The 20768-nt window shown below is 41.9% G+C and carries 23 protein-coding genes and 1 riboswitch; of the genes, 13 read left to right on the forward strand and 10 right to left on the reverse strand.

The features are described from left to right. Positions 1 to 2: 2 nt before the first annotated feature. Entirely contained in the window at positions 3 to 734 is a 732-nt protein-coding gene (locus tag ACFOWS_RS07090; RefSeq protein WP_379763236.1) for a DUF3784 domain-containing protein, read from the reverse strand. A 58-nt stretch (positions 735 to 792) separates the two neighbouring features. After that, complete coding sequence (gene gndA / locus ACFOWS_RS07095; protein WP_379763237.1) at positions 793 to 2202, reverse strand: NADP-dependent phosphogluconate dehydrogenase; 1410 nt, start codon at positions 2200 to 2202, stop codon at positions 793 to 795. Between the two features lie 161 nt (positions 2203 to 2363). Between gndA and zwf the strand changes: the two genes are divergently transcribed. Together zwf and pgl are read left to right on the forward strand one after the other, a co-directional pair. Continuing rightward, positions 2364 to 3893, forward strand: a complete 1530-nt coding sequence (gene zwf / locus ACFOWS_RS07100; protein ID WP_366589869.1) for a glucose-6-phosphate dehydrogenase — start codon at positions 2364 to 2366, stop codon at positions 3891 to 3893. Positions 3894 to 3980: 87 nt separating this feature from the next. After that, entirely contained in the window at positions 3981 to 4694 is a 714-nt protein-coding gene (pgl, locus tag ACFOWS_RS07105) for a 6-phosphogluconolactonase (protein ID WP_379763238.1), read from the forward strand. Here pgl and ACFOWS_RS07110 read toward each other — a convergent pair. Further along, the gene (locus ACFOWS_RS07110) at positions 4691 to 5236 is read right to left on the reverse strand and encodes an acyl-CoA thioesterase (protein WP_366589864.1); all 546 of its coding nucleotides are present in this window, start codon (positions 5234 to 5236) and stop codon (positions 4691 to 4693) included. The two genes, pgl and ACFOWS_RS07110, sit on opposite strands and share 4 nt — an antisense overlap. Positions 5237 to 5292: 56 nt before the next feature. On the opposite strand from ACFOWS_RS07110, the gene ACFOWS_RS07115 reads away from it, so the two are divergent. Further along, positions 5293 to 5691 (forward strand): endonuclease domain-containing protein, encoded by a 399-nt coding sequence (locus ACFOWS_RS07115; protein ID WP_379763239.1) that lies wholly within the window; start codon positions 5293 to 5295, stop codon positions 5689 to 5691. A gap of 50 nt (positions 5692 to 5741) precedes the next feature. Here the strand turns inward: ACFOWS_RS07115 and ACFOWS_RS07120 are convergent, their stop codons facing one another. From ACFOWS_RS07120 to ACFOWS_RS07140, 5 genes are read right to left on the reverse strand one after another with little or no spacing between them, the layout of a single operon-like run. Beyond that, positions 5742 to 6107: a 6-phosphogluconate dehydrogenase gene (locus ACFOWS_RS07120; protein ID WP_379763240.1), complete on the reverse strand. Its 366-nt coding sequence runs from the start codon at positions 6105 to 6107 to the stop codon at positions 5742 to 5744. A gap of 3 nt (positions 6108 to 6110) precedes the next feature. Continuing rightward, positions 6111 to 7433, reverse strand: a complete 1323-nt coding sequence (gene rmuC, locus ACFOWS_RS07125) for a DNA recombination protein RmuC (protein WP_379763241.1) — start codon at positions 7431 to 7433, stop codon at positions 6111 to 6113. Positions 7434 to 7493: 60 nt separating this feature from the next. After that, positions 7494 to 8273 carry an ABC transporter ATP-binding protein gene (locus tag ACFOWS_RS07130; RefSeq protein ID WP_379763242.1) on the reverse strand — a complete coding sequence of 260 codons (780 nt, stop codon included), beginning with the start codon at positions 8271 to 8273 and terminating at the stop codon, positions 7494 to 7496. Next, on the reverse strand, positions 8273 to 9304 hold the full coding sequence (locus tag ACFOWS_RS07135) for a FecCD family ABC transporter permease (RefSeq protein WP_379763243.1): 1032 nt from the start codon (positions 9302 to 9304) through the stop codon (positions 8273 to 8275). The genes ACFOWS_RS07130 and ACFOWS_RS07135 overlap by 1 nt, the downstream gene beginning before the upstream one ends. Continuing rightward, positions 9305 to 10462 carry an ABC transporter substrate-binding protein gene (locus ACFOWS_RS07140; protein WP_379763244.1) on the reverse strand — a complete coding sequence of 386 codons (1158 nt, stop codon included), beginning with the start codon at positions 10460 to 10462 and terminating at the stop codon, positions 9305 to 9307. It abuts the gene before it with no gap. Positions 10463 to 10516: 54 nt separating this feature from the next. Next, a riboswitch (cobalamin riboswitch) is annotated at positions 10517 to 10737 on the forward strand. A 68-nt stretch (positions 10738 to 10805) separates the two neighbouring features. Here ACFOWS_RS07140 and ACFOWS_RS07145 point away from each other — a divergent pair. After that, positions 10806 to 12665, forward strand: a complete 1860-nt coding sequence (locus ACFOWS_RS07145; protein WP_379763245.1) for a TonB-dependent receptor plug domain-containing protein — start codon at positions 10806 to 10808, stop codon at positions 12663 to 12665. Between the two features lie 10 nt (positions 12666 to 12675). Then, positions 12676 to 13614, forward strand: coding sequence for an ABC transporter substrate-binding protein (locus ACFOWS_RS07150; RefSeq protein ID WP_379763246.1), 939 nt, complete (start codon positions 12676 to 12678; stop codon positions 13612 to 13614). A gap of 58 nt (positions 13615 to 13672) precedes the next feature. Here ACFOWS_RS07150 and ACFOWS_RS07155 read toward each other — a convergent pair whose 3' ends face one another. Beyond that, positions 13673 to 15154: a S41 family peptidase gene (locus tag ACFOWS_RS07155; protein ID WP_379763248.1), complete on the reverse strand. Its 1482-nt coding sequence runs from the start codon at positions 15152 to 15154 to the stop codon at positions 13673 to 13675. A gap of 210 nt (positions 15155 to 15364) precedes the next feature. On the opposite strand from ACFOWS_RS07155, the gene ACFOWS_RS07160 reads away from it, so the two are divergent. From ACFOWS_RS07160 to ACFOWS_RS07180, 5 genes are all read left to right on the forward strand, one after another. Continuing rightward, positions 15365 to 15874 (forward strand): RNA polymerase sigma factor, encoded by a 510-nt coding sequence (locus tag ACFOWS_RS07160; protein WP_366589843.1) that lies wholly within the window; start codon positions 15365 to 15367, stop codon positions 15872 to 15874. Beyond that, positions 15861 to 16280, forward strand: coding sequence for a hypothetical protein (locus ACFOWS_RS07165; protein WP_379763249.1), 420 nt, complete (start codon positions 15861 to 15863; stop codon positions 16278 to 16280). Before ACFOWS_RS07160 ends, ACFOWS_RS07165 begins: the two co-directional genes overlap by 14 nt. A 10-nt stretch (positions 16281 to 16290) precedes the next feature. Beyond that, on the forward strand, positions 16291 to 16830 hold the full coding sequence (locus ACFOWS_RS07170; RefSeq protein WP_379763250.1) for a DUF4252 domain-containing protein: 540 nt from the start codon (positions 16291 to 16293) through the stop codon (positions 16828 to 16830). A 109-nt stretch (positions 16831 to 16939) separates the two neighbouring features. Then, positions 16940 to 17479, forward strand: coding sequence for a DUF4252 domain-containing protein (locus ACFOWS_RS07175; RefSeq protein ID WP_379763251.1), 540 nt, complete (start codon positions 16940 to 16942; stop codon positions 17477 to 17479). A 148-nt stretch (positions 17480 to 17627) separates the two neighbouring features. Beyond that, positions 17628 to 18443 carry a mechanosensitive ion channel family protein gene (locus ACFOWS_RS07180; protein WP_379763252.1) on the forward strand — a complete coding sequence of 272 codons (816 nt, stop codon included), beginning with the start codon at positions 17628 to 17630 and terminating at the stop codon, positions 18441 to 18443. 333 nt (positions 18444 to 18776) lie between these two features. Here ACFOWS_RS07180 and ACFOWS_RS07185 read toward each other — a convergent pair whose 3' ends face one another. Then, positions 18777 to 19376 carry an MCP four helix bundle domain-containing protein gene (locus ACFOWS_RS07185; RefSeq protein WP_379763253.1) on the reverse strand — a complete coding sequence of 200 codons (600 nt, stop codon included), beginning with the start codon at positions 19374 to 19376 and terminating at the stop codon, positions 18777 to 18779. Positions 19377 to 19671: 295 nt separating this feature from the next. Between ACFOWS_RS07185 and ACFOWS_RS07190 the strand changes: the two genes are divergently transcribed. The 3 genes from ACFOWS_RS07190 to ACFOWS_RS07200 all read left to right on the forward strand — a co-directional run bounded on the left by ACFOWS_RS07190 (position 19672) and on the right by ACFOWS_RS07200 (position 20696). After that, positions 19672 to 20001, forward strand: a complete 330-nt coding sequence (locus ACFOWS_RS07190; protein WP_379763254.1) for an ArsR/SmtB family transcription factor — start codon at positions 19672 to 19674, stop codon at positions 19999 to 20001. Beyond that, the gene (locus ACFOWS_RS07195) at positions 19994 to 20437 is read left to right on the forward strand and encodes an SRPBCC family protein (protein ID WP_379763255.1); all 444 of its coding nucleotides are present in this window, start codon (positions 19994 to 19996) and stop codon (positions 20435 to 20437) included. Before ACFOWS_RS07190 ends, ACFOWS_RS07195 begins: the two co-directional genes overlap by 8 nt. A 100-nt stretch (positions 20438 to 20537) precedes the next feature. Further along, positions 20538 to 20696 carry a hypothetical protein gene (locus ACFOWS_RS07200; protein WP_379763256.1) on the forward strand — a complete coding sequence of 53 codons (159 nt, stop codon included), beginning with the start codon at positions 20538 to 20540 and terminating at the stop codon, positions 20694 to 20696. Positions 20697 to 20768: the final 72 nt, after the last annotated feature.

Below are 20768 nucleotides of genomic sequence, written 5' to 3' on the forward strand. Positions count from 1 at the left end.
GTCTACTGCTCATACGTAGTGTTTCGCAACGTGCTTTTTATCTCATTGAACAAAACTTCATTCGACTTTTCTTTGGCTGAATAAAAGATTTTATGCCCATCTTTTTTTGTGAAAAGAATGTAAGGTTTCTTGTCAGAATTCAGAATGAGTTTGATTTTTTCACCATCTTCAGTCTTATAATATCCTTTATGTATTGAACCTAAACTAAAACCATTTGTTCGCCTTGTAATTTTAGGGAGGTCATCTGTCAGACCTATACTTTCAATTTCCGACTCTTTGAGTGTTTCCGAATAACTTCCCAAAAACTCTACGTTTTGTTCATTAAATTTAATTTTGTTCTCTCTAAATCCAAACCCCAAAATGCCAATCACAAAAATTAGGGTTCCGGCAAGGATGTAAATCCCTATTTTGTTCCATTGGGAGCCCAGCCCTTTTGCATATTTTAAGTTGGTTGAAATAAAATAGATGTACGCCAAAATTGGGTAAACACCTAAAAAGATGCCAGCTATATTTTCATTTATATAATAAATGATAAGTCCAATAACCATCAGCGATATGCCAAGAAATAGGTGAAACTTCCTGAAATTTGGAAGGAAGGATTTGAGGTCAAACTTTTTTCTATCCTCCTCCTTCATGGTATTGTAGCCAGAAAGAAGATATTTTGCATTTTTCTCTGTTACCATAAATCCAATGGCTACAAACAATAACCCTGTCCCGATGATGGCGTAAATCATGCTTTTAGATTTATTATAATAATTGTGTCTTATGGCAAATCATCCAATCCAGTTACTGTTATTCCTCCCACTCCGTATGGAAAATCCCTTCTTGGTCCACACGCTCGTAGGTATGCGAACCAAAATAGTCGCGCTGCGCCTGAATCAGGTTCAACGGCAAACGACTGCTGGTATATGCATCAAAATAGGTGAGGGCATTGGAGAGTCCGGGTAGCGGAATGCCATTGGTGGCGCCATAGGCGACCAATTCACGGGCTGCGGCCACGGTTTCCTGCACTTTTTCCACAAAAGAGGGCGACAGCAAGAGGTTCTCCAAATTTTCATTCGCTCGGTAGGCTTCGGTAATGTCTGCTAACAATGCCGCACGGATAATGCACCCCGCACGCCATATTTTGGCAATTTCGCCCAATTCCAGTTCGTAGCCGTACTCTTTGGAGGCATCGGCCAATTGGTGCATGCCCTGCGCATAGGTGATGATAAACGCAAAATACAGGGCTTGTTCAGCTTTCTTGGTAAAATCAGCCTTATCTACCGCTTTTGGGGTGGGTCGGTCATACAATTCATCTGCTTTAATGCGCTCGTCTTTCAGGGCGGAAATCTCGCGCATGCTTACGGCAATATCAATGGTAGGAACGGGAATGCCAAGGTCCATCGCGTTTTGGGAGGTCCACTTTCCGGTCCCTTTCTGCTTGGCCTTGTCCAATATTTTATCCACCAAATGACCATCACCCAAATCATCCTTTTGCTCAAAAATTTCTGAGGTGATTTCCACCAAAAAGGACTGTAGTCTACCCTCATTCCAAGTGGAATAGGTTTCGTGGAGTTCTTCATTGGTGAGTCCACCTGCTTTTTTCAAGAGGTCATAGATTTCTGAAGTGAGCTGCATCAACCCATATTCAATGCCGTTATGCACCATTTTTACATAATTCCCGGCTGATTTAGGCCCTAAATAGGCCACGCAAGGTTCGCCTTTGTATTTAGCGGACACTGCTTCAAAAATGGGTTTTACATGTTGATAGGCCTCTCGAGAGCCTCCTGGCATAATGCTCGGTCCCAATCGAGCACCTTTGGCACCTCCAGAAACCCCAGCACCAAAAAAGTTGATACCTTTTTCCTTCAGATACGCTTCGCGTCGGTCTGTATCCGTAAAAAAGGAGTTTCCACCATCAATGATGATATCGCCTTTGTCGAGATGGGGCAGAAGCCCATCAATAACAATATCCACCACCTTTCCGGCAGGGACCAGCAGCATAATTTTTCGAGGCGTGGCCAATGCATCCACAAAAGTCTTCACATCCGTAGTGGCATTCACTTTGTCTGTATCGCCACCTTCAGAAATCAGGGCGTTTACTTTTTCATCATCCAAATCATTTCCGAATGCGGTGAAGCCATTATCGGCCACATTCAGAATAAAATTGCGTCCCATTACGCCAAGGCCAACCAGCCCAAAATCATACTTTTTTGTCATGTTCTTTATTTTTAACCCCTTACGTTAAGACAACAATAAGTAAGCTATTTGTTGAAATCTGAACCTAAAATAAACCTTATATTCGTTACGCTCAAATAATAATGGCCTCATCCAAAAAGGAAGTGTCATTTCAATGATTCATGTAGCAAAATCAAGTAGCTATGAAAAAGACCGACAACCAGATGCTTGTAATTTTTGGGGCATCAGGCGATTTAACCGCCCGAAAATTGATTCCGGGACTCTTTAACCTCCATTTGGCAGGACATCTTCCGAAGAACTTTGTTGTTCTTGGGGCCAGCCGGAGCGATTTGAGTGATGATGATTTTAGGGATCGGGTGGTGCACAAAAGCCCATATCTGAAAGATAAAATAAAAGATGCTGGGGATGCCAAAACCAAGGCATTTGCCAATAAACTCTATTATGAGGATTTGGGCAAAGATTACGATACAGACTATGGCGATTTGCGCAAGCGGGTGGAAGAACTCAAGGATAAACATGACACTTCTGGAAACATCATCTATTACCTTTCCACCCCTCCCACATTATACGAAACGGTGGCAAAGAACCTTGCCGATGCAGAAATGAACACCCAAAACCATGGTTGGAAGCGTTTGATTGTGGAAAAGCCCTTCGGGTATAGTTTGGAGACGGCCAAAAACTTGAATAAAGGTTTGCACCGTTTTTTTGAGGAACACCAAATTTATAGGATTGACCACTATTTGGGCAAGGAAACCGTGCAGAACTTGTTGGTGACACGTTTTGCCAACAGCATCTTTGAACCACTTTGGAATCGGAATTACATACACCATGTGGAAATAACCAACGCTGAGAGTGTTGGGGTAGAAAAACGAGGGGGGTATTATGATAAATCGGGAGCGTTGCGCGATATGTTCCAGAACCATTTGTTGCAGCTCGTTTCTTTGGTGGTGATGGAGCCGCCCATTGGGGATGACGCTGAGGAAATTCGGAATGAAAAAGTGAAAGCCTTAAAATCCCTTCGGGTGATGAAGGATGAGCAAACCTTGTATGACAATACTATTCGAGCGCAGTATGTGGCCTCAGAAATTAAAGGTGAGAAAGTCAAAGGCTATCGTGAAGAGGAGGGGGTTGATCCCAATTCCACTACGGAAACGTACGCGGCCATTAAGTTTTATGTGGACAATTGGCGCTGGCATGGAATTCCGTTTTATGTGCGCACAGCAAAGCGCATGCCCACCAAGGTGACGGAGATTGTAATACATTTTAAAGAGCCCCACCATCAAATTTTTCAGGAATCTGGGATGCACCGCGATAATAAACTGGTCATTAGAATTCAGCCAGATGAAGGTATCCTAATTAAATTTGGTGTAAAAGTGCCCGGTCAGGGTTTTAAAGTGGAACGTGCTAATATGGACTTTTACTATTCCAGTTTGGCCGAAACTTATGTCATGGAAGCGTATGAGCGACTTTTATTGGATGCCATGCAAGGCGATGCCACCCTGTATGCCCGTGCTGATGAGGTAGAGGCCGCTTGGGAATTTGTGGATCCTATTCTAAACTACTGGAAAAGCGGAAAGGATGTACGTATGTACGGCTACGCAGCTGGAGTGTGGGGGCCTGAAAATGCCGATGATTTAATAGATGATAGGGGCATGTGGCGTAACCCCGGTGAAAACTTGGCGGATGATCCTGGATATTGTGTAATTTGTTAGGAGTTAGGAGTTAGGAGTTAGGAGTTAGGAGTTAGGATGATTTATGTCAGTTCGAGCGCAGTCGAGAACGAATAAAATTAAAGTTAGATGGATTTAAAGATATATAGGGACAAACAAGAGGTGGCGGAACAGTTTTCGGCCTATTTTGTAGAGAAAACAAAAACCGAAGGTACATTTCATGTGGCTCTTTCCGGTGGAAGCACTCCCAAAATTGTGTTTGATGTGTTGGCCAAGAACTTTTCCGATAAAGTGGATTGGAACAAAGTCCATTTTTATTGGGGTGATGAGCGTTGTGTTCCACCAACCGATGACGAAAGCAATTATAAAATGACCGTGGAGCACTTGTTTTCCAAAATTGACGTACCGAAGGCCAATATCCATAGGATTCGGGGAGAAGAAGAACCGAAAACGGAAGCTATTTGTTATGCCAATCTGTTGGAGATAAATTTGGAAAGTGTAGAAGGCACGCCACAGTTTGACTTGGTCATTTTGGGGATGGGTGATGATGGGCATACCGCCTCTATTTTTCCACATGAAATTAATCTGTGGAATGTTGAGGATCATTGTGTGGTGGCCACGCACCCAGAATCGGGTCAGACACGGGTGTCCATCAATGGAAAGGTCATCAATGCGGCGAAGGAAGTCGCTTTTTTGGTCACCGGAGCCTCAAAAGCCCAAAAAGTAAAAGCCGTAGTGGAAAAAACCGAAGGGTCACAAGCCTATCCGGCTACCCTGGTCGACCCAAAATACGGAAATCTGGTTTGGTTTTTGGATGAACCTGCGGCGGCTGAACTTAATTAATCCAAATCCATCTTAACGTTTTCGCCCTCTAAGAACTCCAAAAATTCGTTGACCTTAAAGTTGGTAGATTCGTATTTGCTATCCCGATGAAAAGCAGATTGTTTCCGTTCCTTACTGCGGGCAAATCGGCGGATATCCTGTTTGGTTTTCAGAATCAACCCAGGAACCCTTTTGTTTTTGCCATCCTTCCCTTTGGATACCATGGTAAAATAGGAAGAATTACAATGCTTGACTTCTCCCGTGGTCACATTTTCAGATTCCACCCGAACCCCAACCACCATTGAGGTTTTACCAGTGTAATTAATGGAGGCCTTCAGGGTGACCAATTCCCCGACATCAATGGGATTTAAAAAATCCACGCGGTTCACTGAAGCGGTTACACAGTAACTCTGCGAGTGCTTGGACGCACAGGCAAAGGCAATTTGGTCCATAAGATTGAGGATGTGTCCACCGTGGACTTTCCCTCCAAAATTGGAATGGGAGGGAAGCATCAGCTCGGTAATGGCAACTCTGCTTTCTCTGGACGATTTAAATTTTTTCATAATTTGTTGAAGTTTTTGTAAAAACCTATACAAAAAAGGAACAATGGACGTGAAAAATGATTATCAAATATAATCCAAAGCTAAAAGAACTCGCAAGACAATTGAGGAGGAATGCCACTAAATCAGAAGTGTTTTTGTGGCAAAAGCTAAAAAGAGATCAATTTTTTGGGTATGATTTTCACAGGCAAAAGCCTATTGACGAATATATTGTGGACTTTTTTTGCAACAAGCTCAGGCTAGCGATAGAAGTAGATGGATATTCTCATGAAATTATGGAGGTTTGGCAGAAGGATGTAAAGAAGACAAAAAGGTTAAATGAATTGGGTATTCATGTGCTTCGGTTTTCTGACCATCAGGTTTTAAATGATATGGAAAATGTCCTTCGGGCCATTGAGGATTATATTTTGCGCTTTGAAGCGGATGGGTTTACACCTCCCTCTGTCCCTCCTTATTAGGAGGGAAGCCGGTTTCCCCTCTAAAAAGAGGGGATTAAGGGGTGTGTCAATTAATTTCTAAATAGTGGTGACTTCTCCATTTGTACCTCGGTGATAAAGTATTTGGTATCGCCCAGCCAGAAAAAGGTGGTATACCGCTCCTTGTACGTCACTTTGATGTAATTTCCTTGATATTCCTTCATTTTTTCAATGATGTCCGCTTCCTTATCCTCTACGGAAAACGAAAACACATTGGTTCCGGATAGCCCTTGACTGATTTGGCCTTCCCAAGTCTTTACCAAAACCCCTTTTCGGCTGAATTTGATGAGTTCCCCGGAACGGTACCCCTCGCTATAGGGCACATAGTAGATAAAGGCAAAATAGCCTACTATCCCAAGGACAATAGCTGAAATGGTGATGAATAGAATCTTTTTCACAGGTTATAGTTCAAGTTTTGGATTGTCATCAGAATCATCATCTAGGGCACGCTTCAATAGTTTATCATCAATACTCTTGCTTGCTTTTGCCCCTAGCGCTTTCAAATTCTCTACTTTTTTGATCAAATTTCCACGACCTGTCAATTTTTTCATGGCACTTTGATAGGTATTTTGGACTGTCCCGATTTGATTGCCAACTTTCAAGAGATCATCTGTTAAATTGGTGAATGAATCGTAAAGTTTACCTGCTTCAGTGGCAATTTCAATGGCAAACCTTTTTTGTTTGTCATTCTTCCAAAGGTTGTCTACCAGTTTTAACGCCGCCAAAAGTGTGGAAGGCGTAACTATAATAATGTCCTTTACAAATGCATCCTCATATAAATTGGGCTCAAAAGCCGAAGCTATTGCAAAAGCGGGTTCAGTTGGGATGAACATAAAAACCGTATCTGGGCTTTCTTCTATCAAAAGCTGATAGTTTTTTTTGCTAAGTTCCTCCACATGCCTTTTGATGGAATCTATATGCTGTTTTAAATAAAGCTCTTTTTGCTTTTCATCCTCCTCGGAAACATAACGTTCAAAATGGACAATGGAAACTTTACTGTCCACAATCATTTTTTTGCCATCGGGCAAATGGATCAGCACATCGGTTTGATGTCTCTTGCCTTCCTCATCTTTAAAACTGTCCTGAAGGGTGTATTCCCGGTCTTTTGTCAATCCGGATTTCTCTAAAATCCTTGTCAGTATCACCTCGCCCCAATTTCCCTGCATTTTGCTATCACCTTTGAGGGCTTTGGTCAGGTTTTCCGCTTCTTGGGTGATTTTGAGGTTTTGACTGCGCAAGTCGAGCAGTTGCTGTTTTAAAGACGAGTGCAATCCAAAGTTCTCCTTTTGGGATTCCTCTACCTTTTGTTCAAACTCTTTTATTTTTTTGTTGAGCGGAGTTAAAATATTTTCTATGTTCTCCTTATTACTCTTGGTAAATTTCTCGCTCTTTTCGTCCAAGATCTTGTTCGCCAGGTTTTCAAACTCTTTGGTGAATTTTTCCTGTAATTTTTCCAGCTCCTCCTTTTGCTCAGAAAGTTTTATTTCCAAATTACCGGATTTGGCTTCCTCTCTTGCCAATGCTACTTCAAGATTGGATTTCTTTTCTTGAAGTTCTTTCATATCATTCTTCAAGACAAGTTCCTGCTCCTTGGCCTTGGTTTCCAATTCTTTCCAGACAGTTTCGTTGGATTTGGTCTTTAATTTTTGGATGTAGATACCCAGAAACAATCCTATGGCAAGGGCTAAAACTCCAACGATAAGGTAAATCAATTCTGCACTCATAACGATTTCTACAGGATAAAGATAACGGATTCCAACTGATGCGAGGATGGGAAAATAAACTTACTTATTCACTTTAAACGAACCGGTCTTGGCATCAAATTGCACCATTTCCGAAGGAAACAGTCGCTCAAAATGCTTTTGTTCAATCAGTTGGCAAGGGTCACCAGAGGGATTGGTATCACCATCCAAGATCAGGATTTTATCACACAGCTGAATGGCGAGGTCAATCTCATGGGTGGTAAAAACGATGGTCTTTTGGTTTTGATGCGCCAGTTGTTGGAGCAATTTCAAAATTTGAACCTTATGGAAGAGATCCAAATGGGTGGTTGGTTCATCCAACAATATCAGAGGCGTGTCTTGAGCCATGGCACGGGCAATCAACACCCGCTGTAATTGGCCATCACTTAACTCATGACATTTATTTTGGCGAAGTTCCTCCAGCAAAAAGGCATCTATACTTTTTTGGATATGCTCTTTGTCTGCTGAAGTCAGTGTTCCAATCCAATTGGTATACGGTTGTCGCCCCAAGGCAATCAATTCTTGAACGGTCAGGTTTTTAGAGGCAGGTTGCTCTGTGAGCACCACACCCAGTTTTTGCGCCAATTCTGAAGGCGAATGGCTTTCCAGTGGCTTGTTTTGGATTTCAATACCACCGCTTAATTTAGGTTGAAAGTTGGCTAAGGTCCGCAATAAGGTGGATTTTCCGATGCCATTGACACCCACAATGCCGCAAAGCACGCCTGGCTCCAAGGTGAAATTGATGTTTTTAGCAACCACTTTGGAACCGTATCCAACGGTCAATTCTTTTACTGCGATTATGGAATTTTTCTGTTCTGCCATTAGAACATCATTTTTCGTTTTCGAACCAAGAGCCAGATGACGACCGGAGCGCCCACCAGCGAAGTGATTGCATTTATGGGAAGCACATTGGTCGAGTTCGGTAATTGTGCAAGTGTATCGCACAACAACATCAAAATAGCACCATATAAAAATACAGCTGGAATGAGGATACGATGCTCCATGGTATCAAAAATCTGACGGGTGAGATGGGGTACGGCCAAGCCTACAAAAGCTATGGGGCCGGCAAAAGCGGTTACACCCCCTGCCAAAAGGCCGGTGGCAATAATAATGAGCAATCTTGATTTTTTCAGTGAAACCCCTAGACTCAATGCGTAATTTTCACCCAATAAAAAGGCATTTAGCGCCTTGATGGATAAAATGCAAAGGAAAATCCCCAAGAAAACGATTCCAGCTAAAAGCAAAACTTGTCCGGAAGAGAGATCACCCACACTGCCAAAGGACCAAAAAATAAAGCGCTGGAGGTTTTCTGCACTTGAAAAATAGGCCAAAACACTGACCAAGGCTGAGGTGATGCTTCCGAACATCAATCCAATAATCAGCAAAGCCATGGTATCCTTGATGCGTTGTGCTACCAACATCACCACAAGCAGTACCAAAAAACTCCCTACGCTGGCCGCAATGGCCAAAGAAATATCACTTAAAAAAGCGAAGGAGCTCAATCCAGTAAGCAGTGAAGCCCCCATCAGCAAAAGTGCAGCACCTAAACTGGCCCCAGAGCTAATCCCCAAAACAAAGGGTCCTGCCAATGGGTTTCGGAACAGGGTCTGCATGAGCAACCCGCTCAAAGATAATCCACCACCCACCAAAATGGCGGTAAAGGCTTTGGGAATGCGATATTCCCAGATAATGTATTGCCAAGAACCGATTTCCACGGGTTTGCCCAATAAAATGGAAAAGGTGGATTTAAACGGAATGGCAACTGAACCTGAGCTGATGTTCAATATCCATGCAAGCAGTAAAGCCAATGAAATCAGCACAAACGAAAGACGATATGATCTTGCTTTCTGCATTTACTGTAAGGGCCTATAAAAATGGGGTTCATAATCCTCCAACAGTCCGGGGTGTAAAATGGAAATGAGGTCTTTCAGCACCAAGTCGGGGCGTTGGGGGGCCAATTCATAAAATACCAATCCTCCCGTTGCTCCTTTTTTTATGGCATTGGAATAGACTTTTTTATTGGAAAATGCTGAAAATTGAAGGTAGTGCGCATTGGCTTTTTCCAATTCAGCATAGCTGGTGTGTAAGGAAGGATTCAACCAATAATCGGCTTTTTGGGCCTTTTCCAGAACCGCTTCCAAACTCAGACCAATTCCTCCAGTTTCTTCGGTATCGGACCAAATATACTCAGCATTGGCATCGGCTAAAAACTGGGCCATCCAGCTTTTCCCACCCGAAATGTACCACACATCCTTGTAGAGTCCACCCGTGAGGACGGTAGGTTTTTCTATTGCTCGTTGCGCTAATGCTTTTGCTTCGGTATAAGCGGTTTCAATTTCCTCAAAAATACGGTCTGCCTCTTTTTCTTTTTGGAAGAATGGAGCAAAAAACTTAATCCATTCTGCTTTTCCCAGTGGGGTCTTTTCCACCCAATCGCCATTATAGACCACGGGAATCCCAGCCCTTTTGATGACATCATAGGCTTTATTGGTGTCGTTGATGCCAAACCCCATGATAAGTTCTGGATTGAGCTCCAAAACCACCTCGGTATTGATGTTTTCATTGGTGCCCAGTTCTGTAATAAGACCTTGGTCAATTCTTTCTCGGGTGGGGAGAGATGAAATTAAATCGGTATTGGGGAAACCGACCACGGACTCCAATACACCCAGAGCATCCAAAGATGGGATATGCGTGGTAGAGGTAATTACGATTCGTTCTACAGGGGTGGCCACAATAGCATCGTAGGCATCACTGGGCAATGTAATGGCTGCCAAGTTCTCCCTGGGCACCAAAGCATAGGTAAAGTTCCTTTCAGAGCCAGGCCAGGCCGATGTAACCTTAATCTCGGTAAATTGTTGGTTTTTTTGGATTGTAAATCCAGTGGCGTATTCAATTTGGGATACTTGTTGGGAAATAGGTTTGGATTGGGTTTTCCTTTTTTCACCACAGCTTATAAGGATGGACACGCAGACCATCCCAATAAAGAGTTTGTAGAACTGTTTTTTCGACATGGATCAAAAGTAATATTATTTAACTTTTGTAAAAAAAGATTAAACAGATTGATTACTTTCGCACTGAATTTTGGTTCGCATGACGTTTTTTTCATGTGATTAAAAGGGAATCCGGTGTAAATCCGGAGCTGTTCCCGCAACTGTAAGTTTATGCCAAACTTGGTTTGGCACCCATTAGGGATGTTGTTTTCTTCAATACCACTGTCCGCCTGAAGGATGGGAAGGTGAAACTTCATAAAATAAGTCAGGAGACCTGCCAAATTCAAACAAACAATGTTAAACTTTCGGGATAAAAGTTTGCGTATAAAAACATACTACGCTCCCGTTTATTGATTTAAACGAAATGAAGAAAAATCATTTATGGTTATGCGCCGCTCTATTGGCGGGCAAGGGACTTTGTGCCCAACAACAGGATTCGCAGCAGTTGCAACAATTGGAAGAGGTTGTGGTAAGCGATTCAAAATTTGAACTGAAACGAGAGAACTCAGGTAAAACGGTCATTAAGATCACTGCTGAGGAACTGGAACGGAAACAAGGACAAACCGTGGCCCAGATCATCAACACCAAAAGTGGAATTGAGATTACTGGAAGCCGCGGAAGGGACGGTGATGTCTTGGGTGTTTTTTCCAGAGGAGGAAGGGGCAGACAGGTTTTGGTGGTCATAGATGGAGTAAGGGTATCCGACCCATCGTCCTTTGCACAAGAATATGATTTGCGTTTGCTCTCCACCGCATCAATTGAAAGTATTGAGATTATTAAAGGGGCGGCGAGCACTTTGTACGGTACCAATGCGGCCACAGCCGTAATCAACATCAACACCAAGAAAAGTTCCAAGGAAAAGATAAGCGGGAATTTTCAATCCACTGTGGGGACCAATCAGACAGCGGAAGACCAAAACTATAACTTGGGCAACATCAGCAATTCAGTTTCTCTGAACGGTAGCTTGAACAAGTTCAATTATGTAGTGGATTTTTCCAACCGGAGCAGCAAGGGACTTTCTGCTGCAGTTACCCCGGAGAACGAAGAAGATAATTTTTCCCATTTCAGTACCAATGTGAAGTTGGGATATCAATTTTCGGAAGAATTTCGTGTATCGATCTATGGAAACCAGACCCAATATTCCAACGAATTTGATGCCAGTCTCATGGAAGCGCCAAACCGTTCCAGAGTGGACCAAAAGCGGGCTGGGGTTTCTTCATCGGTAGGATATGGTAATAAAGGGTCGCTACATTTGAACGCGGCCTATACCGATTACGAAACGGACTCCGAAAGCACTTTTGGGGAAAGTGTATCGGTTGGAAAGAATTTGGTACTTGATTTTTACAACAAATACGTCATAAATGATAAATGGCATACCATCTTGGGGGTAAATTACCTGAAGGATGAGGCCACTTTTTCCAATGCGGTGGACTTTACTATTGTGGATCCTTATGCCAACGTTGTATACGTTTCCGATTTTGGGCTGAACTTGAACGTTGGTGGACGATGGAACAATCACTCTGAATATGGTAGCCATTTTGTGTATAATCTTAACCCATCCTACGTATTCCCCTCTGCCAATGGGTATGTGAAATTGTTGGGGTCCTATGCCACATCATACATTACTCCTAATTTAATACAGTTGTTCGGTGATTTTGGTTCCAATCCAGAGTTGGAACCCGAGGAGAACCGTACCATTGAAGGGGGTGTGGAGTACAAGGTAAATGACAAATTGCGCCTGAGTGCATTATATTTTAATAGAAACGAGAAAAATGCAATAGGTTTTGATCAAAACTTTACCAGCATCAATATTTCTGATGAAATAGATGCAAGTGGAGTGGAAGTTGAACTATCTTGGAAACCGATCGGTGCATTGGATGTGAATGCCAATTATACCTTTACAGAACGAAAAGGAGATAATGCCATTCGTATCCCCAAACATAAAGCGAATTTGGAGCTGGGTTATAGAATATGCGAGACCACCCATCTTTCTTTGGGGTATGCCTATACTGGAGAACGAATTGATACAGATTTTACGACCTTTACCGATGAGGCTTTGGAACCATTCTCTTTAGTGAATCTTTATGTGGAACATCAATTGCTTCCCAATCGGTTGAAAGTTTTTGTCAACGGCTTTAATTTGCTGAACGAAGAATATACCGAGGTCATTGGCTTTACCACAAGGGGTAGGAATGTGGCCTTTGGATTAAATTTGAACTTGTAAACCCAAATACATGCTAAAAGTTTGCTCTTTTTTACCAGCCGTGACTCAGATGCTTTACGATATGGGTCTGGACGGACATTTGGAAGGAATCACTTTTGAATGTCCCGAAAGAGCCTTACGGGAGAAGAAACCCGTGGTGAGGTGTATCTTGGAAGGCAAGAATCTATCCAGTCAGGAAATTGATTCGTTGTTCTCGGCCAGTAAAAACCAAGGCAAACAGTTGTATTATGTGGATGAGGTACTATTGGAAGAAATGGCTCCTGACATCATTTTCACACAAGATATGTGCGATGTTTGTCAGATTGATACCGCTTGCACCTCTGCCGCCGTGGCGCATTTGAAAAAGCAGCCTAAACTGATTTCCATTAGCCCAGAATCGTTGGAAGATGTTTTTGAATCGGCCATTACCATTGCCAAGGCCCTGAATAAAGAAGAGGTGGCTTACAGGTATCTGGACGGGTTGCATAAGAGGATGGATAATGTTGTGGACCAACTCCGAGCGGTCAGGGCAACGCCAAAGCGTGTCATGCTCATGGAATGGATACACCCTATTTTTAATTGTGGCCATTGGATTCCGCATCAAATAGCCTATGCCGGTGGTGTGGACATGCTTTCCAATCCTTCCGGGGACAGTGTGGTCACTCCATGGTCCAAAATAGTAAAGTATGACCCTGAAATATTGGTAATAGCCCCATGCGGGTTTACTATTGACCGCACCTTGGAAGAGATACATCTTTTGACGAAACAGGAGGGCTGGGGCAAACTAAAAGCTGTAAAAGAGAACAAAGTGTTCGTTGCGGATTTTGATATGTTCACCCAATCTTCTGCCAATACCTTGGTAGATGGGATTGAAGTTTTGGCAGGACTCTTTCACCCTGAAACAATTAAAATTCCAGACGAATTGAAAGGAAAATACACCCAATTAAACTTGCAAAAAGCTGAACATTAGAAAGAAAAGCGGCCCACAAACAGCATTGATTTTTGGGCCGCTTTTCATATTCGATTATTTAATCATTGCTTTGGGTAAAATCAATATGTAAGGGCTTGTCCAAATACATATTGTCTTTAGCCGGCGTGAAGAATCTTGAGCTGGCAAACGACTTGGCAGGCATTTGCGCTGAAAAGCTGACTTTGCTTGTAACGCCAGTAATTTCTTGTAGGGCTCGGGCCAAAAGTGGCTCATTGACATCACCAAGCACCCCAAGATTGGCAATATCCTCCAAAAGAGTGATGTTCGGCGCAAGACCATTGGTATAATCAAAAAAACCATCTGCATTTTCGTTGCGCCCTACCAAAGGTTGTAACCCCCAACTGTTATCTGAATTGATATTGTTTTCTCGGTCACTGCTGTATACAAAAGCGTTTCCAGGATCATCTACCAGGGTAATTGAAAATTCATTTTTCCCTCTAGTAGTTTCCCCAATGTGGATGACATCAACATAGGGGGCTAATCCGTTCATCACCAATTCGCTGGCAGAAGCCGAATCGTTGGTGGCTATTACAAAAACTCTACTAAGATTGAGTGAATTAATGGCGGTGGAACCCGTGGAGCTGGCAAAATAATCCTCCAATTGTTCATCACTGAGCTGCTCTTGAATTTTAGCGTTCCAACGCTGCCTAATGTACAAATCACTCGTATTGGTGCCATATACCATACTGGCCAAGAGGCGGGATGTATTTACGGAACCGCCAGGATTATAGCGCATGTCCAAAACGAGCTCGGTGGCGCCATCGGCAACAAATTCGCCAAAAGCAGCATTGAGTTCTTCATTAAAACTGCTCAAGAACCGATTGTACATTAAATAGGCGACTTTGGTTCCATTTACATCCAAGGTTTCGGCTACTAAAATAGGATCTTCAACTTGATTCTCTATTTTCGTTAGGGTTACTTCGGTATCATTGTCCACAATTTCATTATCCACAATATCGGCCATACCAAGTGTATAGGTCGTGTTGCTTCCGAACAAGAGGTCAATATAATTGCTGAGGTTGAGTTCCTGCCCATCTACCCGTGTAAAAATATCCCCGCGTTGGATATCCTTTGTGGAAGCATCAGAATCTGGAACAATGTAAATTACGTAACCAAAAATTCCATCACCTTCCGCAAACTGCACTAAATTAAATTCCAATCCATTGCTTCGGGACACTCCAGAGAGATTATTGACGAGTTCGGTATAGTCATCATTCAAAAAACTGAAGCGGTCTTCATTAAAAAGGAGGACATCATTGTAAAAATCCGAAGGGTTTGGGTTTTGCTCCAAAAATTCGGTGTACTCTTCATCAGAACTAAATCGGGTATCGGACAGAACACCCACTTCACCTTGCCAGAAATACCAAAGGTTCATGGCCTGCCACATAAAATGTTGAACAACCACATCAGAGCCTGGGGTTACCCCCGGCGTTTCCCCATTGGTAATTTGATTGTCATCATTATTACATGAAGATATGAGCAAGGAAAGGCCCAAGAACAGAAAAACATATTTTTTCATAGCAAAGTTTTTACGGAATACCTCAATTTTCATTCCATTATAAATAAAAGAGGTTGGTAGGTTAGGCGGTGATTTTTAAAAATTCTTACGAATTTCGAGTACAAAATAGGCACATAAAAGCAGATTACAAATTTTTTGTAACAAATTTCGATATGCGTCGTCGTGATAATGAAGGTCGATGGATTTGACCTGAAACAACGAAAACAACCAATGAAACAAGCTGAATTTTTAAATGTGGTAATGCCTTTTAAGGACAAGCTCTACCGACTGGCAAAGCGCTTGCTGGTGTCACGGGAGGAAGCAGAGGACGCCACCCAAGAAATTTTGCTGAAGCTATGGTCAAAAAACGAGGTGATGGGCACCTATAATAACGTGGAAGCCTTTGCCATGACGATGACCAAGAATTTTTGTTTGGACCGTTTAAAATCCAAGCAAGCCGGAAACCTGAAGTTGGTGCACAGCAATTACAGCGATGAAAGCACCTCGTTACAACGCCAATTGGAGGCCGAGGACAGTGTAAGCTGGATGGAACGCATAATGGAAGAATTACCGGAGCAGCAGAAAATGGTATTGCAACTGCGGGATGTGGAGCAATACGAATTTGATGAAATATGTGACCTGTTGGACATGAAGCCCACCGCTGTACGAGTGGCACTGTCCCGGGCGCGAAAAACAGTAAGAGAAGAATTGACAAAAAAACATAGCTATGGAATTGGATAATATAGAAAAATTAGTGGAAAAGTACTTTGAGGCCAGCACAACGGTGGCCGAGGAGGAACAGCTCCGGGACTATTTTTCTCAAGAGAAAGTGGCCACACATCTTGAGCAATATAAGCCCATGTTCAACTACTTTTCCATTGCCAAGGAAGAACGTTTTACCAAGCAGGTTCCATTAAAACCTAGCGTAAACTATTACAAATGGATTTCCGTTGCAGCGGTTGCAGTCTTGACCTTTGGCATCTATTTTGGTAATCAATACCAAGAAAAGAAGAAAGCAGAGTACGCCTACCAAGAAACCATGAAAGCCTTTGAACTCCTAGCGGAGAACTTTAACCGAGGCACAGAAAAAGTGGCGTATTTGAAGGAGTTTGAAGAAGCAAAGCAAAAAATTTACAACAACAATTAAATCGTAAAAAATGAAAAGAAATATTTTAATCTTCTTGATCGCCGTTCTACCCTTATCGGGATTTTCACAGTCCTTGTTCGACAAGTTCGAGGATATGGACGACGTAACCTCAGTGGTAGTGAATAAAAGCATGTTCAACCTATTGGCTAAAATTGATGTGGAAGTGGACGACCCCGAGGCCCGGGACTTTATGGACATTGCCAGTAGCCTTAAAAGTTTGAAAGTGTTTACCACCGACAACGAAAAAATAGGTTCAGATATGAAATCTTCCGTGGATAGTTATCTGAAATCTTCAAAAATGGAAGAGCTTATGCGTGTGAAGGACAAAGAGGCCAATGTAAAGTTTTACATTAAGCAAGGCAGGGATGATGACCATGTTAGCGAACTGTTGATGTTGGTTTCTGATCTAAGCAATATTGAGGCTGATGGACGGAAGATCGAGACTGTTCTATTATCCCTCACCGGAGATATTGATTTGAACAAAATCAATTCATTGACCAAAAAAATGAACCTTCCCAAAGAGTTGAACAAAGCGGGAAAAGATAACTAAGAAGTGTAACGGTTGACAGTGATTGGTTGCGATGTAACAAAATACATCAAATAGCTACCCATTACTGTCAGCCGATTTGTAGTAAAGCAATCAATCAAAAAAAGTACAGATGAAATATATTTTTAAAAGTGTTTTGGTGGTAGGAGCCATTTTGTTGGCTTCCTGTTCCTCGCAACAAAGCCTTCAGGAATACTATGTGGATAATTCGGAGAACCCGAATTTTATCTCCATTGACCTTCCAGCCAGCATCCTTAAAATGGACGCTGTAGATTTGAATCCGACCCAAAAAGAGGCTGTGGAATCCTTACGGAAATTCAACCTATTGGCCTTTAAAAAGGATGCCGACAATGCATTAGAGTTTGAAGCAGAGAAGAAGAAAGTTCGGGAAATCCTAAAAGGCGATGACTTTGTGGAGCTGATGAAAATCAATTCCAAATATGGTAAAGGCGTGATTAAATATTTGGGTGATGAGGATGCCATCGACGAGGTGATTATCTACGGTGATAGCGACGATAAAGGCTTTGCCCTGGTCCGTGTGTTGGGCAAGGACATGAACCCAGCCCATATTGTGCAATTGATGCAGGCCATTCAAAAATCGGATTATAAAGGAGAAGGACTGGGCGAAATAGGTGATTTCCTAAAAGGATAAAGACAATCCATCAATCAATAAACGACGAAAGGGGCAACAAATGTTGCCCCTTTTTATTTCCCGAACTTCACTTTTACGGTTTTTTGTGACCTTATTTTTATCTTAGTATCTCATACTAAGACCACTAACACATTAAATCAATACAATCATGGAAAAAGCAGAAGAATGGATGAACTACGGTTTAGACCTAGCCAAGGATTTTGGGCCAAAACTCATAACAGCAATTCTCATTTATCTGGTGGGAATGTGGGTCATCAAAAGAATCGTGAGGGGCACCCGCAAAGTAATGTCCAAAAGTAAGTATGATCAATCCTTGCAGAAGTTCTTGCTTAACCTTTTTTCATGGGCACTAAAAATATTTCTGATCATCGTGGTAATTTCCCGCTTGGGGGTTGATGTAACTACGTTTGCTGCTTTAATAGCCGCCGCAGGTTTAGCGGTGGGTCTGGCCCTTCAAGGTTCGCTCTCCAACTTTGCGGGAGGGGTATTGCTTATGATTTTCAAACCCTATCGCATTGGGGACCTGATTGAAGCCCAAGGTGTACTCGGCACGGTAAAAGGCATTGAAATTTTCACCACTAAATTGGTGACGCCCCAAAACAAACTCGCTATAGTACCCAATGGGGCCATGGCCAATGGAAACATCATCAATTATACTGCAGAAGGACGTATGCGGGTGGATACAGTTATTGGAGTAGGGTATGATGAGGACATCAAAAAGACCAAAGAGGTACTTTTAAAGGTACTCACGGACAACCCAAAGGTGTTGAAAGATCCTGCTCCCTCCGTAAATGTAATGGAATTGGCGGATAGCTCTGTGAACTTTGCCGTTCGGCCTTTCTGCGAACCCCAAGATTATTGGGATGTGTACTTCAACACCTATGAAAATTGCAAACTGGCATTGGATAAAGCGGGAATTGAGATTCCATACCCACATCAAGTGGAAATCCAGAAGAAGGGGTAATTCGTGAGCCGCCTGTTAACTCGACGGTAGCTTGCGATCAAGAAACCCATGATTGGATTTCTCACACTCCAAAGTCAGTTCGCAATGACTCCCGCGCTTTGATTATTGTATACCCAGCAAGCTGTTTGTCATTTCGAGGTGAGTTTACGACCGAGAAATCTAGGAATTGGACTTCTCAATTCATGCTTCCCATTTCATTTCAATATCACCTATTGAATTGCTTTGAGGTCAACAAGTTACTGATAAGGATAAGCCAAAAAATACTGATTGCACTCTTGTCTATTGAGTGGTAGATGTTTAGCTAAAATTTGCAAAAACTAATGAGAAATTAAGTCAAGCCTTTTCTTTTGGCTTGTACATGACAATAATCTGGATTAAAATGGCCAAGAAGACCAAAAAGTAAATCTCAATTTGTGTAAACAACTCCACCGTATCAACAGCACGCTTGCTAATTGACATTTGCCGACTTCCTTCACTGAGTTGAATCTTGGACAAATCATTCAGATTATCTTTTAACTCCTCAATATGATTGACAATTTTGGGATTATTACCGTAATCGGAGTTTGAAACCTGGTGTTCAACCGCTACCAACGATTCAATATTTTTCTTCAAATCAGAAAAGACCTTTGCTTCCTCAGATGTTAGTTTGGTTTCCTCAAACCTGGAAACCAAAGCCTGAAGATTATCGTTGATCTTTGGATTTTGCGTTTTAAAAAAAGTGGTGTCGGAGACTGATAAGGCCAATTCCTTCTGATGAACCGACGTAAGCATTTCAAAAATTAAATCATTGGCCACTAACCGGTCTTCGTATATGGTGACTACTGAATCACGGACCCGAACAAAATTATTCTTATCAATTAGGTTGGTTGAGATGATCAAGACAAAGATCAATAGTATTCCAAGTATCCATTTAATTTTATTGTAGAACGCCATATTCACTACTTTTTAGAGGTTAACGTCGAAATGCAATAATACAAAAAACGCGATTCCTTTGTCGTCTTGATAGGCAGATGCTTTTGTGGAATCTATTCCAGAATTATTAGACGCCATTCACTTTTATTGGGGCATCTGCTCACTTGGCCGTCAAAGCATTAAGAACAAATCATGTTTTAAGACATCAGCAACCATAAAAAGGGATTTTACAGAACACCTTTTTGAAATTCATTAAAAATTTATTTGCGTAACTGAACGGTTACTTATATATTCGTAATCGAATGGTTACTTGTTTATGAGAAGAGATGTGTATCAAGCAATCGCTGACCCGGTCCGGAGAGAAATCATTGACTTACTCTCAAAAGAAGCGCTTTCTATAAATGAAATAGCCAACGAGTTTGAAATAAGTAGACCTGCCATTTCGAAGCACTTGAAAATATTGAATGAAAGTGGATTGATAGAAATTAATAAAAAGGGGAGGGAAAGATACTGCAAGATTCAAGCTCAAAACCTAATTCCTGCATTTATGTGGTTAGAACAACACAAGAAACTGTGGGAAGGGAAAATAGATTCTTTTGAAGAATATTTAATGAAACTAAAAAAACAAAGTACCGATAATGAATGATAGAACCGTAACCATTGAGAGAACCTTTGATGCTCCAATAGACTTGGTGTGGGCGGCATGGACCAAACCTGAGCACATTGCCAATTGGTGGTCTCCAAAAGGAATAAAAACAAAAATAATTGAACATGAATTCAAGGTTGGAGGTAAATGGAAGTTTGTAATGCCTATGCCTAACGGAACAGAATTTACAGCGGAGGGAGTTTATTTGGAAATTGTAAAAAACAAAAAAATAGTTTCAAAGGCAGATTTCAAACCAATGACGGAAGGGGTTGAAATCCAAGCGATATTCAAGACAAATGGGGATAAGACTGACTTTACTTTCAACGTAGTTCATCCTACAGCAGAATATCGCATCCAACAGGAAAAAATGGGAATTTTAAATGGTTGGGGTTCTGTATTTAATAGGCTTGAAGATTTGCTTAAATCAATAAAATAACAAACTAAAATTGAAAATCATGAGGACAATGACATGCAAACAACTGGGTGGAGCTTGCGATAAGGAGTTCCGTGCAGACACTTTTGACCAAATTGCAGAAATGAGCAAACAACATGGAATGGAAATGTTTCAAAAGAAAGATTCAGCTCATATGGCAGCCATGGGAGAAATGCAGAAATTAATGCAAAACCAAGGAGCTATGCAGGAATGGTTTGAAAACAAAAAAAAAGAATTTGATTCTCTCCCTGAAAATAAATAAAGCTATTCCTGATAAGGTACTAGACAGTGTTTAGCCGCGCCCTCTGAGAGAGCAATATTTCAATACACAAAC

Source organism: Flagellimonas marina, from assembly GCF_042651185.1.
Classification (GTDB): domain Bacteria; phylum Bacteroidota; class Bacteroidia; order Flavobacteriales; family Flavobacteriaceae; genus Flagellimonas; species Flagellimonas marina.